13 protein-coding genes are annotated in these 17,180 nt (G+C 58.9%); 2 read left to right on the forward strand and 11 right to left on the reverse strand.

Annotation, left to right across the window (positions count from 1 at the left end; all coding sequences use genetic code 11):
* Positions 1-254: 254 nt before the first annotated feature.
* Positions 255-1,898 carry an acetolactate synthase large subunit gene (locus CQW31_RS09470; protein WP_099814355.1) on the reverse strand — a complete coding sequence of 548 codons (1,644 nt, stop codon included), beginning with the start codon at positions 1,896-1,898 and terminating at the stop codon, positions 255-257.
* Positions 1,899-2,051: 153 nt separating this feature from the next.
* Positions 2,052-5,996, reverse strand: a complete 3,945-nt coding sequence (gene putA / locus CQW31_RS09475) for a trifunctional transcriptional regulator/proline dehydrogenase/L-glutamate gamma-semialdehyde dehydrogenase (RefSeq protein WP_016712293.1) — start codon at positions 5,994-5,996, stop codon at positions 2,052-2,054.
* 609 nt (positions 5,997-6,605) lie between these two features.
* On the opposite strand from putA, the gene CQW31_RS09480 reads away from it, so the two are divergent.
* Entirely contained in the window at positions 6,606-7,328 is a 723-nt protein-coding gene (locus CQW31_RS09480; RefSeq protein WP_016712291.1) for a FadR/GntR family transcriptional regulator, read from the forward strand.
* 268 nt (positions 7,329-7,596) lie between these two features.
* Here CQW31_RS09480 and CQW31_RS09485 read toward each other — a convergent pair whose 3' ends face one another.
* The 8 genes from CQW31_RS09485 to CQW31_RS09520 all read right to left on the reverse strand — a co-directional run bounded on the left by CQW31_RS09485 (position 7,597) and on the right by CQW31_RS09520 (position 15,756).
* Positions 7,597-8,220 carry an RraA family protein gene (locus CQW31_RS09485; RefSeq protein ID WP_016712290.1) on the reverse strand — a complete coding sequence of 208 codons (624 nt, stop codon included), beginning with the start codon at positions 8,218-8,220 and terminating at the stop codon, positions 7,597-7,599.
* A complete protein-coding gene (locus tag CQW31_RS09490; RefSeq protein WP_016712289.1) occupies positions 8,217-8,606 on the reverse strand; it encodes a RidA family protein in 390 nt (129 codons plus the stop codon). The genes CQW31_RS09485 and CQW31_RS09490 overlap by 4 nt, the downstream gene beginning before the upstream one ends.
* Positions 8,607-8,664: 58 nt before the next feature.
* Entirely contained in the window at positions 8,665-9,972 is a 1,308-nt protein-coding gene (locus CQW31_RS09495; protein ID WP_016712288.1) for an OprD family porin, read from the reverse strand.
* A 73-nt stretch (positions 9,973-10,045) separates the two neighbouring features.
* On the reverse strand, positions 10,046-11,371 hold the full coding sequence (locus CQW31_RS09500) for an MFS transporter (RefSeq protein WP_016712287.1): 1,326 nt from the start codon (positions 11,369-11,371) through the stop codon (positions 10,046-10,048).
* 139 nt (positions 11,372-11,510) lie between these two features.
* A complete protein-coding gene (locus tag CQW31_RS09505; RefSeq protein ID WP_016712286.1) occupies positions 11,511-12,737 on the reverse strand; it encodes a Zn-dependent hydrolase in 1,227 nt (408 codons plus the stop codon).
* 28 nt (positions 12,738-12,765) lie between these two features.
* Entirely contained in the window at positions 12,766-13,695 is a 930-nt protein-coding gene (locus CQW31_RS09510; protein WP_029380237.1) for a glyoxylate/hydroxypyruvate reductase A, read from the reverse strand.
* Complete coding sequence (locus tag CQW31_RS09515) at positions 13,692-14,447, reverse strand: class II aldolase/adducin family protein (protein ID WP_016712283.1); 756 nt, start codon at positions 14,445-14,447, stop codon at positions 13,692-13,694. Before CQW31_RS09515 ends, CQW31_RS09510 begins: the two co-directional genes overlap by 4 nt.
* Before the next feature lie 13 nt (positions 14,448-14,460).
* Positions 14,461-15,756: an MFS transporter gene (locus CQW31_RS09520; protein ID WP_016712282.1), complete on the reverse strand. Its 1,296-nt coding sequence runs from the start codon at positions 15,754-15,756 to the stop codon at positions 14,461-14,463.
* 156 nt (positions 15,757-15,912) lie between these two features.
* Here CQW31_RS09520 and CQW31_RS09525 point away from each other — a divergent pair, with 156 nt between their 5' ends.
* Positions 15,913-16,890 (forward strand): LysR family transcriptional regulator, encoded by a 978-nt coding sequence (locus CQW31_RS09525; RefSeq protein WP_050545241.1) that lies wholly within the window; start codon positions 15,913-15,915, stop codon positions 16,888-16,890.
* Positions 16,891-16,939: 49 nt separating this feature from the next.
* Here the strand turns inward: CQW31_RS09525 and CQW31_RS09530 are convergent, their stop codons facing one another.
* Complete coding sequence (locus tag CQW31_RS09530; protein ID WP_016712280.1) at positions 16,940-17,179, reverse strand: hypothetical protein; 240 nt, start codon at positions 17,177-17,179, stop codon at positions 16,940-16,942.
* Position 17,180: the final 1 nt, after the last annotated feature.

Raw genomic sequence — 17,180 nt, forward strand, 5'->3', positions numbered from 1 at the left:
GGAGGTTAGCCACGCTCGAAACGCCTCTAGAATGGGGCTAACAGAGAGCGTCACTGTGATTGGAGCCAAGGGCCGCCCAGCATCGAGGTTTTCGATGCGGATGGGCGGCTTCTGCTCGCCACTCGGGGCGGACTCAACAGGTATGCGATGAGTCCCCATATCGGGATTTTGGGCATTGCCCTTGGAGGGAAGGTAGTCAGACGCGCTCGCCACATCAGTGGCTTATGAGGAAATTGTAGGAAAACTCAAGGTCCTCACAGAGCGAGTGCGCGCTCCCGGATCTCGCTGTTAAGGATCCGGTCGTTTTCGCTGTAGTCGACCGGGCAGTCGATCACATGCACGCCTGGGGTCTTGATGCAGTGCTCCAGCAACGGCAGCAAACCTTCAGCGCTTTCCACACGGTGGCCATTGGCACCGTAGGCCTCGGCATACTTCACGAAGTCCGGGTTGCCGTAGTCCAGGCCGAAATCGGTGAAGCCCATGTTCGCCTGCTTCCAGCGGATCATGCCGTAGCCGTCATCGCGCAGAATCACCACGGTCACGTGCATGCCCAGGCGTACGGCAGTTTCCAGCTCCTGGCTGTTCATCATGAAGCCACCGTCGCCGCACACCGAAATCACCGGGCGGTCCGGGTACACCAGGTGCGCCGCCATGGCCGAAGGCAAGCCGGCGCCCATGGTCGCCAGGGCGTTGTCCAGCAGCACGGTGTTAGGCTTGTGGGCCTTGTAGTTGCGGGCGAACCAGATCTTGTAGATGCCGTTGTCCAAGGCCACGATGCCTTCGGACGGCAGCACGCGACGGATGTCGGCCACCAGGCGCTGCGGGTAGACCGGGAAGCGGTCGTCGTCGGCGCCTTCGGCAGTCTGCGCTTCGTTGGCCTCGCGAATGGCCATCAGGCGCGTGAAGTCCCAGTGGCTGGTATCGGTCAGGGCCTCGCCAATCTGCCACACGGCGTTGGCGATATCGCCGATCACTTCCACCTGCGGGAAGTACACCGCATCCACTTCAGCCGAACGGAAGTTGATGTGAATAACCTCGGTGCCGCCGCGCACCATGAAGAACGGCGGCTTCTCGATTACGTCGTGCCCGATGTTGACGATCAGGTCGGCGGCTTCGACGGCGCGGTGCACGAAATCACCCGACGACAACGCGGCGTTGCCCAAAAAGCGTGGGTGACGCTCGTCCACCACACCTTTGCCCATCTGCGTGGTGATGAACGGGATACCGGTCTTGTCGATCAACTGCTTCAAGACCTTGGCGGTCATCTTGCGGTTGGCGCCGGCGCCGATCACCAGGATCGGGTTGCGGGCGTTCTGCAGCTTCTGCACGGCTGCCTCGATGGCCTTGTGCTCAGCCAGCGGGCGACGGTGCAGGCTGGGGGGTATCGGCAGGCTGTCGGTCTGCTCGGCGGCGATGTCTTCCGGCAACTCCAGGTGCACGGCACCGGGCTTTTCTTCTTCTGCCAGGCGGAAGGCTTCACGCATGCGCGCCGGGATGTTGTCAGCCGAGGCGAACTGGTGGGTGTACTTGGTGATGGGGTCCATCATGCCGCACACGTCGATGATCTGGAAACGGCCCTGCTTGGACTTCTTGATCGGCTTCTGGCCGGTGATCATCATCATCGGCATGCCGCCCAGGTAGGCGTAGGCGCTGGCGGTAACCAGGTTGGTGGCGCCAGGGCCGAGGGTCGACAGGCTGACGCCGGTCTTGCCGGTCAGACGGCCATAGGTGGCGGCCATAAAGCCTGCAGACTGCTCGTGACGGGTCAGTACCAGCTTGATCTTCGACTTGCGCAGGGATTCGAGCAGGTCGAGGTTTTCCTCACCAGGAATGCCGAACACATACTCGACACCTTCGTTTTCCAGGCATTGCACAACGACATCGGCGGCCTTGGCCATGTTGCTCTACCTCAAGTGGATTTGATTGAAATTGCCATCGCGGGGCAAATCGCAGTGTCAAAAAAAGCGACGGGCTCCAGCACACTGGAGCGCCAAGTCGCTGAGGAAAAAACACAAGAAACCGCCGAGTTTTCTTTCCCCGGCGGAGACTACTCAACCGATTGTCATAAGGTTGGCGTTACCACCCGCAGCAGCGGTATTGACGCTAAGGGCATGCTCGATAAGCAGGCGTTCCAGTGGCACGTCAGTCTCACCGGCGCTCAAGCCATGCACACCAATAATCGCGCCTTTGCGCGAAGCGGCATGTCGGCTTATTTCTGCCAGTTGATCACAATCGCCGTGATGCAGAATGGCGTCGAACTGGCACCCTACGGCCGTCCAATCCGCAACGGTGGCCACTCGCCGAGTGACGGCCTTTGGCAGAGCGGCAATCAACGCAAACTGGTGCTCCTGTACGACCGCCAGACTACCCACAACCAAAGCTGCACCAATTTCCACCAGCAGGTCCTGCTTGTTCTGAGCTAAGCAGAGCACCCGTTCGCGAGGAAGCAATGTATAGGTGTTACGTTCGCCGGTCGGGCCTACTAAGGTATGGCAGCGGAAGCTCGGTGAACGGGTGACAAAATCGTCCAGCACACCAGCCAACGCCGGGTCATGTTCTTTGGCCCAGTGCATCAGAGCGGCCAACCCTTCAGCCGTTGCGGCAGGCACTGCGACTGCCTCGGAGTTTCCTTTGGCCAACTGCTCAATCACTGCGTTTTCCGGTCGACTGGACAGTAGGCGATACATGTACAGCGGGCCACCAGCTTTTGGACCGGTACCGGACAAACCTTCGCCCCCGAACGGCTGCACACCGACAACGGCTCCGACGATGTTGCGGTTGACATAGAGATTGCCAACATTCGCAGAGTCGACCACTTGAGCGATGGTCTCGTCGATACGGGTGTGCACACCTAATGTCAGTCCATAACCTGAAGCATTGATTTGCTCCAAAAGATTAGGCAGCTCGCTGCGCTTATAGCGCACGAGGTGAAGTACCGGACCGAAGATCTCCTTTACTAACTCGCCAAAGCTTTCCAGCTCGATAAGTGTCGGCACCACAAACGTGCCTTTGCGAACGTCTTCGCTCTGAAAGCGTGCGGCTTGAAAGACGCCGCGCCCTTTCTGACGCATGGCCTGAATATGCCGATCGATCACGTCCTTTGCCTCTTGGTCGATGACCGGACCGATATCGACTTCAAGATGCTCCGGGGAGCCTAACCGGTACTCTGCCATGGCACCTTTAAGCATTTGCACTACTCGGTCAGCTACATCGTCCTGCACACACAGTACGCGAAGTGCAGAGCAGCGCTGGCCGGCGCTGTCGAAGGCGGAACTGATAACGTCCACTACCACCTGCTCAACAAGTGCCGACGAGTCGACAATCATTGCGTTCATACCGCCGGTCTCTGCGATCAAGGGTACGTTACGGCCCCGAGAGTCCAGGCGACCTGCAATGTTACGCTGCAGGATGCCAGCGACCTCGGTGGAACCGGTGAACATGACACCACGTACTCGACCGTCACCAACTAAGGTTGCCCCAACGGTTTCGCCGCGGCCCGGCAATAGCTGCAACACACCTTCTGGGATGCCAGCTTTAAGAAGAATACGTACGCCTTCAGCAGCGATGAGCGGAGTCTGCTCTGCCGGCTTCGCCAACACCGTATTGCCTGCAGCCAGTGCTGCCGCAATCTGCCCCGTAAAAATCGCCAAAGGGAAGTTCCATGGGCTAATGCACACCACAGCCCCTAGTGGGCGATGGCTATCGTTTGCAAAGCTGCGCGCCTGATCTGCGTAGTAGCGCAGGAAGTCCACTGCTTCTCGAACTTCAGCGATCGAATTGTTGAATGTCTTGCCTGCTTCACGAGCCAGCAGCCCCATCAGCGGCTGCATATCGCCCTCCATTATGTCGGCTGCACGATCTAAAATCGCGGCGCGCTCCTCCGGTGGAGTCGATTGCCAAATCTGTGCACTAGACTCAGCGATGTCCAAAGCCATGTGCACATCTGACAGACTGGCCTCACTAACCTGGCCTACCACATCACGATGGTCAGCTGGATTGAGAATAGGCGTTGGTTCCAGGCACTGAGGCGCATAGTTCCCGATTACCGGTCTGGCTTCATAGGCTTGATGCGAGCTCGCCAGCAAAGTCGAAGACAGCGATGCAAGACGCTGCTCATTGGATAGATCGAGGCCGGCAGAGTTAAGCCGGGCATCGCCGTACAGGTCACGGGGCAATGGGATGCGCGGGTGCGGCTTTCCGACTTCGCCTTCTTGAGCAGCAAACTTTTCCACCTGATGTACCGGATCTTCGACCAAATCCTTCAAGGCAATGCTGTGGTCGGCAATGCGGTTCACAAAAGAAGTGTTGGCACCATTCTCCAGCAGGCGACGCACCAGGTAGGCCAAAAGAGTCTCATGGCTACCGACTGGCGCATAGATTCGGCAGGGCCGGTTGAATTTGCCGTCAGCCAGGTTACCGACGACTTGTTCATACAGAGGCTCGCCCATGCCATGCAAGCACTGGAACTCGTATTGTCCGGTGTAATAATTTTGACCGGCAAGCTGATAGATGGCTGACAACGAATGGGCGTTATGAGTAGCGAACTGTGGGTAGATGTGCTGTGGCGCCGCCAGCAACTTTCGGGCACAGGCGACGTATGACAAGTCGGTGTAAGGCTTACGGGTATAAACGGGGTAGCCTTCAAGTCCATTGACCTGCGCAACCTTGATCTCACTATCCCAGTAGGCACCTTTTACCAGACGAATCATAAGACGGTGGCGGCTACGTTTGGCCAGATCGATAACGTAGTCGATCACGTACGGACAGCGCTTCTGGTAGGCCTGAATTACGAAGCCAATGCCGTTCCAGCCAGCTAGCGACGGGTCGAAGCACAGTCGCTCGAGCAAGTCCAAGGAAATTTCCAAGCGGTCAGCTTCTTCGGCATCGATGTTGATCCCGATGTCGTACTGCTTCGCCAATCGAGTCAAGCCCAGCAGGGTAGGAAACAGCTCGCTCATTACTCGATCGTACTGGGCACGGCTGTAGCGTGGATGAAGCGCCGATAGCTTGATGGAAATCCCTGGGCCTTCGTAGATACCGCGACCTTGCGAGGCTTTGCCGATGGCATGAATGGCTTGCTCATAAGAAGCCAGATAACGACGGGCGTCTTCATCGGTCAGAGCAGCTTCACCCAGCATGTCGTAGGAATAGCGGAAACCCTGATTCTGCATTTTGGTGGCATTGGCCAACGCTTGGCCGATCGTTTCACCGGTAACAAACTGCTCGCCCATCAAGCGCATCGCCATATCTACGGCTTTGCGAATCAGCGGCTCACCGCTTCTACCGACGATCCGATTAAGGGTTGAAGTCATACCCGATTCATTGTGGGTACTTACTAGTTTGCCGGTGATCAGCAGCCCCCAGGATGCGGCATTAACGAACATTGATGGGCTATTACCCAGGTGTTGCCCCCAGTTGCCATTGCTGATTTTGTCCCGGATCAATGCATCCCGAGTGGCTTTATCCGGGATGCGCAGCAAGGCTTCGGCCAGACACATCAGCGCAACACCTTCTTGGGAGGAAAGTGAGAACTCCTGTAGTAAGCCCTGCACTAACCCCTGGCGACCGCTGGCATTCTTCTGGTTTCGCAGTTTTTGGGCGATACCCAATGCCATCTTGTTGGCCGCCTCGGCTTGGTCTTCACCCAGACGGGCCATTTCGAGCAGCATCGGTACCGCTTCATTCTCTGGCCGGCGGTAAGCCGATGTGATGGCCGCGCGCATCACCGTCTGCGGCAAGATACTCTCTGCAAACTCCAAGAAGACGTGTTCGCCCCCCTCCGGAATCGCATCAAGGATCTGTTGCTCGTTGACAGCTTCATCGAAAAGGTTAACCAGATGGCCCACAGCCGAGCCCTGCTCGGTACGCTCGACGAAACCGACCACCAGTTGCTTGATTACCCAGTGGGGCGTGCGCTCGATCGATTGTGCGGCGGTTTTCAGGCGATCACGAAGTTCGGCAGTCAGTTTGACGCCGACAGTTGTTGTTGTGCTCATGTCTTGATTTCCTGGGTTCGGCGAACAGTGAAATTGCGGTGCGATGCGCTTCGAGTTAGCGCTGGCAGTAGGCGAGTGCTGTTTACAACGGGTTCTCGTTTACCCAGTTTTGACGGCGAATTTCGCTAACGATGGCGTCCAATGTCTCGACCATGCGGCTAAAGATTTTCGACCTCAGTCGGGTCACCTTCCGGAGCAGTGCTTGCATGTAACCGATCAGCTTATTTACACCTACGATTGGCATTGCCTTCACCGAGAGTAGTGATCTTGTGGGTAGCTTGCCTGGTTCATTTCGGTTCTAAAACGGACCAGATCAAGAAGAAATTCTTCAGAATGCACATCCTGAAAAGGGAAAATTCTACTTATTGGTAATTTCGCAGACCAATATTCGGTCATTCTAGGCCCGCTTGTTCCAGGTTGCAATGACTGGTGCAACCTCTGCGGGTCATTTCGGCCCAGTCCGCAGCGCTAAAATTCAAATAAATTGTTAAAAATCAATGATTTAATCGGGTTGCACTTGCCTAATCTGGTCAGCTTCATTACCAGTTAGCTGACTAGTGGTAAAATTTTCTCCTTGAATCCACGAGCACCCGTGAAGAGAGCCACCCAATGCAAGCAGACTTTCGCCCTAAGCAGATCTATGAACAGGTCGCAGATCGGATCCGGGCAGGCATTCTCGATGGACGATACGCTCAAGGCTCGCGCCTACCCTCCGAGCGCGATTTGGCGCAACTGCTTGGCGTAAGCCGGCCAGCGGTGAGGGAAGCTATCGGCGCTCTTCAGGATGAAGGTCTTGTAGTCACTCGACAGGGCTCAGGTACCTATGTCGCCGATACTCTGGAGTGTCGCAGCAACGTTCCACCGCTCCCCCCGCGGGATCAGATGGCCGATCTAGAGCTAAGCCTTATAAGCGCTCTCGAAGTGCGTATGCTGATTGAGCCAGCGATTGCCCGGTTGGCTGCGCGCCGTGCTCAACGCGATCCGATCGCAGAGCAGTATCTCGATGAGATGAGCGACGTGAAAGACATCACCGACCCGCTGTACCAAGCGAGCTGGAACAAATCCGCCCGGCTATTCCATCGCCAGCTCGCGCAGATGACTGGTAATCCACTGATTACGAAAATTGCCGAAGAGATCAATGGCGTCATGGCTCAAGCGCAATGGACGAGGCCAAATCCAGGCAAAATTTCGGGCCTTGAGCGCACTCGGCTGTATCTGGCTGAACGCCAACTAATCTATGAAGCGATCGTGACTGGCGATGAGGACGCAGCAGCGTTCTACGTCGAGGGGCATTTGAAACGGATAGAGCGAGACATGTCTCACGTAGAGTGAGCATGTCTACTACATATCGTGCATCTAACACGATCACATTGATTACATTGATGCCCACGGGTTTCAGAGCTTTCGATTGCTGATCAAGCACACCGGCTCGTTGCACGCAGAGTGCCTCACGTAAATTTCACAAAGGGCGGGTTTGGCTATCCTACATCTCTACGGTTCATCCGGCCCGCTCCTCCATCGCGGGCTTTTTTGCCCTCCAATTATGGGTGAGTGGCAGATTTAGCACTCACTCACCCGAGATCAGGCTCACCGGCCTGGGTTAGCTGTTTCCTGTAGTCGTGGCTAGCACATCCTGAAGCGGTTCACAATTGCGCAGGCGCGCCAGGATGTCGGGTTCACTGAGTTCGGACTGCAGCGCTTTGTCGATCACTGTCGCAAGTTCTTCTGGCGGTAGGATCAGTACGCCATTGTCATCACCCAGCACGTAATCCCCTGGATGAACTTCAACACCAGTGCAGGTCACGGGCACATCTATCTGGCTAGCCTGGCCGCCGATGAGTTTGGTCGTGAGCTGGGTAGTACCGCGAGCGAACACCGGCAACTGGCAGCTTCGCAGTTCGTTGATATCGGTGACCAAGCCATCGACGATGATGCCAGCGGCACCCGAGCAACGAGCTGCAAACTGCGTGACTGCACCCACGCACGCGTGGGCATGGTCCCCCATGGTGTCAATCACCAGGGCATCGCCTGGCCGAAGGGCGATAAGGGCGCGGTTGACGGCAATGGCATCGGGTTCGGCCAGGCGAAGCGTCACGGCGCGCCCAACAATGCGACCGCCCGGCACCATTGCGCGGACTTCATGGCTGACGAACCCGCGCTCGAGGAAGTGGCCAAGCGTGGCGAAGCTCACTTCTCGTAGTTTTGCGATCAGGTCGTCGTTCATTGCCCGCGCTCCATGTCGACCAGCTCGGCCACACAGTCGATTTCCAAGCTCACGCCCCACAGCTGCACGCAGACGGTTGTACGTGCGGGTGGTGCATGGCCAAGGATTTCCTTGTACACCTCGTTGAAGGGCACCAGTTGATCTGGGGCTGTCAGGTAGGCGTTCACCTTGACGATGTTGGAAAGGCTGGAGCCCGCCGCTTCGAGGATCGCGGCAAGGTTGGCGAAGGTCTGCCTGACCTGATCTTTGAAATTGTCGGGCTGTTCTTCCAGGCTGCCTAGCGATGGGATTTGGCCAGCGGTGAACACCAAGTGGCCGCTGACCACGGCTTGGGAGTAGGGGCCCACTGGGCTGATGGTTCCAGGGGCGCTGTGGATGCGGTTCATTGAGAGCTCCTTGAAGCGAAGATGTGCCGCCGGCTCGCCGACAGCACATGGTCAGGGATCAGAAAAGCGCCAGGGTGTAGCTGACGATGAGTCGGTTCTGCTCTTGGTTGGGGTCGATTTCGGAGTGCAGCAATCCATGGCGCCAGGCCAGGCCGAGGCCTTTTAGCGCACCGTCCTGGATGACATAGTCCAGGCCCACATCCCGTTCCCACTCGGACGCGTCATTGCCGCTGGTGGTGCGGATGTCTTCACCCTTCAGGTACATCAGGAAGAATTTCAGGCCAGGTACGCCGGCAGCGGCGAAGTCATAGCTGTACTGGGCAAACGCGGTACGCTCGCCCGCTCGGTTGAAGCTCGCGAGCATCCGGTCGGTGTAGAGGTAGACACTGGCACCACCTGCGCCCTTGCCGCTGAGGGAGCCCTGGTTCGGTTGGACGAAGTTGCTTCCATCCGACACCTCCTGATAGCCGGCCATGAGCGCGTGGCCCTGGACGGAATAGGTCAGCGCTGCGCTCCAGGTGTGGTTATCGATCTTGCCGTCACCGTCCTCGGTGTAGCCGCCCACTCGGTATCCACTTGCGCGACCCGCAGCGGAGTCGTTGGCTCCATCGGAGAAGGTGCGGAAGTAGCGCAGGTCAGTGCGCAGCGATTGGCCTTCGGAGAGTGGGAGCGTGTGGGTGAGACCGACGAAGTGCTGGGTGTAATAGTCCTCGAGGTTGGCAACGTAGTATTGCGCCGTGAGTTGTTTGCCGATCCGGTAGTCGCCACCCGCGAAGAGGAACTGGTCGCTCTCACGGGTGCCGCCGGCTACGGCCAATCCAGTACGGTCACTGGAGGCACGGCCCGTAGCACGGTTGAGGCGCCCGCCGGTAAGGGTCAGGCCATCTAGGTCGGTTGAGGTGATCTGGGCCCCCTCGAACGTTTGGGGCAGCAGGCGACCATCGTTGTAGGTCAGCACCGGCAGCTTGGGCATCAGCGTGCCGTATCGCAGTTCGGTGTTGGCGACTTTCAGCTTGGGTGTCAGGCCCAGGCGGCTCCACTGTTGGGCCGCGCCACTGCCGTCGTCGGGGATCATGCTGCTGCCCCGGTGGCGACCATCGCCGCTATCAAGCGTCACGCCCATCAATCCCAGGGCATCCACGCCGACCCCAATTGGCCCTTCGGTGTAGCCGGATTTGAAGTCGAGGACGAAGGCCTGGGCCCATTCTTCGGTTTTGCTCTGGCCGAGACTGCCGGCCTGATCGCGGAAGTCGTTGTTGAAGTAAAAATTGCGCAGGCCAAGGTTCGCATGGCTGTCGCCCACCAGATCGGCTTGAGCGAAAGGGGACAAGGCGAAAACGCCTGCACTCATCAGGTATTTTTTCATCTGGAATCTCTTCAAACGGAAGTAGGAAACACTCGCCTGGTTGGCGAGAGAAACTCGGGGGTACAGCACGGAATTACTGCCGTGCTTGGTCGATATCCCGTTTGAAGGTCTCAGTGAGTAGCAGCAGCGCGATCAGAGAAACAACGGCTGAGCCGATCATGTACCAGGCAATCGATGAGCCTTTGCCAGTCCACGACAGCAATGCGGTGGTAACCAGAGGGGTTGCGGCGCTTCCGAGCAGGCCGGAAAGCATGTAGCTGATCGACAGGCCCGAGTAACGAACTCGAGTGCCGAACAACTCCGCGAGGAATGTGGCAATGGGGCCGTAGTTGGCCGCGAATGCCGTCATCATCAGCATGTAACCGGCGAACGCCAGGCCGAGAACTTTGGAATCCATCAGCCAGAACATCGGGAAGGCCACGAGTGCCTCGGCGATGATCCCGCCGATGATGATCGGCTTGCGTCCAACCTTGTCGGAGAGGGCGCCGAAGAACGGCAGCATAGCGATACAGGCAGCGCAGGAAACCAGCACTACCGTGAGCATTTCTCCACGTGTGAAGCCCAAGGTCTGGGTGCCGTAGGTCAGGCCGAAGGCCACGATGAGGTTGTAGGAGGTGCCAGTGGACATAGTTGCCACACCACCCAGGACTACCTGCTTCCAGTATTTGCGGAACACCTCGAACAGCGGCACTTTGACTTGGCTGCCTTTGTTCTCCACCGCTTTGAACGACGGTGTCTCATGGATGTTGAGGCGAATGTACAAGCCCAATCCGATCAGCAGAACGCTGAGCAGGAACGGCACACGCCAGCCCCAATCCAGCAGCTGCTCGTTGGTCAGCGTGGTGGCGAACATCAGGAACACGAGGTTGGCCAGCATCGTCCCCGCCGGTACGCCGATCTGAACCCACGAGCCGTAGAGTCCGCGTTGATGCTTTGGCGCATGTTCCACCGCCATCAGCACGGCGCCGCCCCATTCTCCGCCCAGAGCCAGGCCCTGGATGATGCGCAGTGTAAGCAACATGATCGGCGCCCAGATGCCCACCGATTCATAGCTCGGCAACAGGCCGATGGCGAAGGTGGCCGCACCCATGGTCAGCAGCGAGATGAGCAGCATCGACTTTCGGCCCAGGCGATCACCGAAGTGACCGAACAGCGCGGCGCCGATCATCCGGGCGCCGTAGGCTGAAGCAAAGGTGCCGAAAGCGAGGAGGGTGCCTACCAGGGGATCAAAGCCTGGGAAGAAGATCTTGTTGAATACCAGGGCCGAGGCCGTGGCGAAGAGGAACAGGTCATACCACTCAACGGTGGTGCCGATCACACTGGCGACCGCGACTTTTTTCATGTCGGCGGTGCGTTGTGGTTGCGCGCTGGCAACCTCGGTGTACGCAGGGCTGGTCATTGCCATTTTCTCCCGAAAGATGGGTTCTGGTTGTTATTGGCAGCTGAAGGCGGAGCGGCTACTTCTTGTTTTTGGGCAAAGCGTTCCCGTGGGCCCAGCTTTCTTGAATTGGCTGGGCGTCTGGGTGGATCTGGTTAAGTCAGCGTCTGTCGGCGCGGGTCAGCACGGCGTTGAGCAGTACGTCGCAGCCCATGGTCACGTCGTTGGGCAAGGCGTCTTCGGCTTCGTTATGGCTCAGGCCGCCGACGCAGGGGATGAACACCATGGTGGTTGGGCAGTGACGGGCCAGGTGGATGGCGTCATGGCCGGCGCCGCTGACGATTGGCTGGTACGGGTAGCCCAGGCCTTCGATGGCTTTGCGTACTGCATCGATGCAGGCCGGGTCGAAAGGCGTGGCCGGGCTCAGCCAGTGACGGTTGATCTGGACTTCCAAGCCACGCTTGGTGGCGATTTGGTCGATGAGTGCACGGGCGCTGGCTTCCATGTCAGCGATGGCGGCATCTTCGTGGTTGCGAAGATCGAGGGTAAACGCCACGTGGCCAGGGATGGTGTTGCGGGAAGAGCGAGCGATCTGCAATTGGCCAACGGTAACAAGGCCTTTGGGCGCAAAGTCGCGTGACAGTTGTTCCAGTGCGGTGATCATTTCCCCTACGCCGAATAAGGAGTCGCGGCGCAGAGGCATTGGCGTGGTGCCTGCGTGAGCGGCCTGGCCACTGATCTCGATGTCCAGCCAGCAGATCGCTTGCCCACCCGTGACCAACCCTACGGGCAGGCCGGCGTCCTCCAGGATTGGGCCTTGCTCGATGTGTGCTTCGAAGTACGCGTCGAACTCACGGCCCAGAGGTAGCTCACCTGCGTAGCCGGTTTGCTCCAACGCTTCGGCAACGCTGACGCCTTCAGCATCGCGGCTGGACAGCGCTTGCTCGAGGGGCAGCTCGCCCGTGAACACCGCCGATCCGAGCATGGCAGGAGTGAAACGAGCGCCTTCTTCGTTCGTCCAGACCGCGATTTCCAATGGGCGCTCGAGCTGCAGGCCTTTGTCCTGAAGGCTACGTATCACTTCCAGGCCGGCAAGTACGCCGTAGATGCCATCGAAGCGACCGCCCTTCGGTTGGGTGTCCAAATGGCTGCCCATGACCACAGGGGGCAGGGCGTCATTGCGGCTTGGCAGGCGGGCGAATAGGTTGCCGATGGCATCAACATGGATGCTCATTCCGGCCTCGCGGCACCAGCTTGCGAACAGCTCGCGTCCGTCTCGGTCTTCTTTCGACAGTGCCAAGCGGCAGTTGCCGCCTTTGGCGGTTGGGCCGACCTTGGCCATGTCCATGAGGCTGTCCCACAGCCGTGTGCCATTGCATGTATGCATGATGTGAATCCTCAAACAGGCGGTGGGATCAGTATCCGAGCGCGGGGTCTACTTGGTTCAGGAGTGGTTCAGCACAGGCCAGACGCCGAGCGTTCTCGGCAACTTGCTGGGCAATACAGTCGTGGGAAGCGCATGAGGCCATGTGGGGTGTGACGACGATTCCCGGCGTGTTCCAGAGGCGGCTGTCCAAAGGCAGCGGCTCTTTCTCGAACACATCGAGAAGCGCACCGCGCAGTCGGCCACTGTTGACGGCGTTGATCAGGTCATCTACCTGCAGGTGCTGCCCTCGTCCGCAGTTGATCACTGCCGCGTTTGGCGCCAAGGCTTCAAAGGTCTTCTGGCAGAGGATGCGGCGAGTGGCATCGGTCAATGGCAGCAGGTTGATCAACAGGTCGAGACCATCCAGGAACTGGTCGAACTCCGCTGGGCCCGAGAATGTGCGCACGCCGCTCAGCTGTCTGGCACTCCTCGACCAACCTCGGACAGCATACCCAGCCTCGGCCAACTCGCCGGCAATAGCCCCTCCAAGGGAGCCGAGCCCCATGACGCCGATGCGGTATTCACCAGCGAGGCGTTGAGGATGACGTTGCCATACCTGTTGCTGCTGTTGGGCAAGTGCTCGGTCGAAGTCCCGGTGGTAGTGGATGACCGCCCAGCGAACATACTCCGCCATGCCTTGGCGGTGAGCTGGGTCTACGACTCTGCACACTGGCAAGGCTGGCTGGCTCGGGTCGTTGGCCAGGTGATCAACACCTGCAGCCACCGAGTGGATCAGCTTCAGGTTGGGTAATGCGCTGAGGCTACCTACGGGAGGGAACCAGCATGCGGCTACCTGTGCCTCCTGGGCTGCGGGATCGTTGGCCAGCACTACGCGTAGCTGGGGAGCACTGCGAGCGAAGGCAGACTGCAGTTGGCCCAGAAGTGCCTGGTCGGTTGAAAGCAGTACCAGCGGTTTCATGAGCAGTACGACTCGCGTTGGTGTTCGATCAAGGTCAGGGCGGCGTTCCAGCTCAGGCTGATGATTTGCGCTGACTCGTCGCGTTGGAACTGCGCGGCGGTGTGGCGGCAGACTTCTTCGCTGGGGTAGATGAGTTTGCTGCCGCCGGCCAATGCCTGTACTTGCGCCTGGCAGGCGCGCTCTAGGAAGTGAATCTCGTGGAAGGCCTCGGCAACACTGGAGCCGCCGGCCAGCAGGCCGTGGTTTCGCAGGATCATTGCCTTGTGCGTGCCGAGGTCGGCGATGAGGCGCTCGCGTTCATCCAGAGACAGGGCAATGCCTTCGTACTGGTGGTAGGCCAGCTTGCCGTAGAATTTCAGCGCGTGCTGGCTGATCGGGAGCAACCCGTGCTCCTGAGCCGAGACGGCGATGCCGGCTGCGGTGTGGGTGTGGATCACGCAGTGCATGTCCGGTCGTGCCATGTGGATCGCCGAGTGGATCACGAAGCCAGCCGCGTTCACCCGGCGCTCGCCATTGGCCTGGTCGACCACATTGCCATGTTGGTCGATGCGTACCAGATCACTGGCGCGCATCCGGTCGAAGATCACGCCGTATTGGTTGATCAGGAAGTGATGCTCAGGCCCAGGAATACGCAGGGTGATGTGGGTGTCGATCAAATCGGTCATGCGGAAGTGCGCAACCATCCGGTACAGCGCGGCCAGTTCGCAGCGTGCCTGCCATTCGACATCGCTAATGTTGTGCGGCTTGCTCATGAAAACTCCTGATTTAACGAGCGATGGCGGGGGTGGGTTGCTGCTGCTCGCCACGCAGGCGAGAGAGGCCACAGACGCCGATCAAAGAAAGCGTGGAGAGCGCGGTGAAGAACACGGCGAGTGGCAGCCACTGGCCGGCGAAGCGGTCGGCCAGCAACGTGCCGATGATCGGCGTGCTGCCCCCGGCGATAGCGCAAATCAACTGGTAGGCCAGAGAGATCCCGGAGTAGCGCAGGTGAGCAGGGAAGGCCTGGGTCATGTAGCCGGCGATCACTGCATACAGTGCCGAGAGCGTGACCACTGCCATGGCGATGCCGGCTGTCATCAACACCAGGTTTTGGGTGCCGACCAGCATGAACATGGGGTAGGGCACAGCCATGCACAGCAGGGCTACCAGCTTGAGGAAGCGGCCTTCGCCAATGCGTTCAGCCAGCAGCGCGGCCAGTGGCTGAGTCAGGAACTGCAGGATGGTCACCAGGAACAGGCAGTCGAGGATGGTTGCTCGAGGGATACCCTGGTAGGTGGTGACGTAGGTGATCATGAAGGTGTTCGTGAAGAAGAAGCCGGCAGAGCCGATGGTCACCGCGAGAGCGGCAAACAGGATCTGCCTCCAGCAGTCACGTACCACTTCCAGCACCGGGTATTTGACGACCTCTTGCTTGGCCTTGGCGGCTTGGAATTCAGGGCTTTCCTCGACGCCGAAGCGGATAGCCAGACCCACCAGCATCAGGACGCCACTGGCCAGGAACGGCAGACGCCAACCCCAGCTCAGGAACTCTTCGGGCTCCAAGGAAGACACCAGGCGGAATGCGATCAGCGCGAGCAGCAGGCCAGCCGGGCTGCCGAGCTGAGCGAACGAGGCGTAGAACACTTTGCGTTTGGCCGGCGCATGCTCGCTGGCCATCAGGACGGCACCACCCCACTCACCACCGACAGAGATCCCCTGGACAATTCGAAGGGCAATCAGTCCGATGGGGGCCCAGATGCCAGCAAAGGCGTAGCTGGGCAGCAGGCCAATGCCTGTGGTGGCCAGGCCCATCAGCACCATGGTGACCAGCAGCATTTTCTTGCGGCCCAGACGGTCGCCCAGATGGCCGAAGACCATGCCTGCCATCGGTCGGGCAATGAAGCCTACGGCGAAGGTGCCGAATGCCGCCAAGGTGCTGAGCAAAGGGTTGCTGCTCGGGAAGAACACCTGACCCAGTACCAGTGCAGCCGCCGTGGCGTAGATGTAGAAGTCGTAGAACTCGATGGTGGTGCCGACAAATGCGGCAGCCGCCGCACGACGCGGCTGGTTTGACGTATGCATGCAAGGCCCTTCTTAGAGTTATAGGCAGGTGGGCAGGTTTGGCTGTACCGGTTGCGCTCTGTTCGGCGCTTTCGGGATTTATCGCCTTGGGGCTATGATTAGTCAATTTGCTAATTCTTATCCGTCGTATTAGCAGCTCTACTAATGGGCCCGTAAATGAATCCGCCAACTTCAAGATCTGATGCTTTGGTCAACAAATGGGAAGGGCGTCGATTTCTGAACGACCGCCTGGACTGGAACCTGCTGCGTACCTACCTTGCGATTGGCCAGGAGGGCAGCATCAGTAGGGCTGCAGCAAGGTTGCATGTGACCCAGTCAGCGGTTAGCCAGGCGCTTAGGCGTTTTGAAGAGCAGCTTGGCTGTGCCCTCATTCTTCGAGGTGGCCCGCGCTTCGACCTGACGGCTGCCGGGGAGGAAGTGCTGCGTATCGCCATCGATATCTATGGCGACGTGTCACGTATCAGTGCGGCTGTTGAGAAAGGGAGCGATGAGGTCGTGGGGAAGGTGCGGATCCTGAGCGTCAGTCGCGTGCAGTCGCGGGTCTATGACGATTTTCTGGGTGACTTCCACGAGGCTCACCCGCGAGTCGAGCTGGAGATTGATGTCATGCGCAGTGCCGACATCATCAGTTCTCTGCTGCAGAAGACCGCCACGGCAGGTGTTGGTCTGTGTCGTATACCTCAGCCCAAGCTGGAGCAGCGCCTGCTTCTCAATCAGCGCTATGCGTTCTTCTGTGGTGTGCGACATCGGCTGTTCGGGCGCACCGATGTCAGCCTCGAGTCCCTGCGTGGGGAGAACTTTGTGAGCTTCGTGAGCGACCAGTTGGGCGGCAACCTTTCGCCGCTTGCGATGTTCCGCGATCAGCATGGTTTCACCGGGCGCATCGTTGCTTCCTCGCCGAGCGTCGAGGAAGTCCAGAGGCTGGTGTGTGCCGGCTACGGAGTGGGTTGCATGCCTGAGCACCTTCTCCATGAGGATCTGGAGAAAGGCTTGCTCTGGCGGCTGCCGCCCTACGAAGGGATTGTCGATGTGGACTTGCACCTGCTCTGGAACAGGGAGCAGAGGATGACCATGGCGGAGACGGTGTTCTTGGAGAGCTTTCAGCACTGTCTCGCTCAGGCCTCGCTCGTTTGAGGGGCCCAAGTGACACGACCGCAGCACTGGCTGCGGTCGTTACCTTTCGCTAGTCGGCGTTCAGCAGTCGCTGCCGGGTCAGCACGCTGTTCAGCCGATCATCGTCCTTGAGCTCGACCTCGTTCAGCATGTCAGCAACGCTGGCACCCGCCTCAACTCGCTCCAGCCAGTACATCACGGCCTTCTTCATGAACCAGTGAGGCGTTCGGTCAAGCGAGCCTGCTGCTTCCCTGATGCGCTCTTTGGTCAGAGCGTCAAGTTTGATGCCTGTGGTCGAGCTCACGGGCATC

Source organism: Pseudomonas sp. 382 (assembly GCF_002759075.1).
Lineage (GTDB): Bacteria > Pseudomonadota > Gammaproteobacteria > Pseudomonadales > Pseudomonadaceae > Aquipseudomonas > Aquipseudomonas vlassakiae.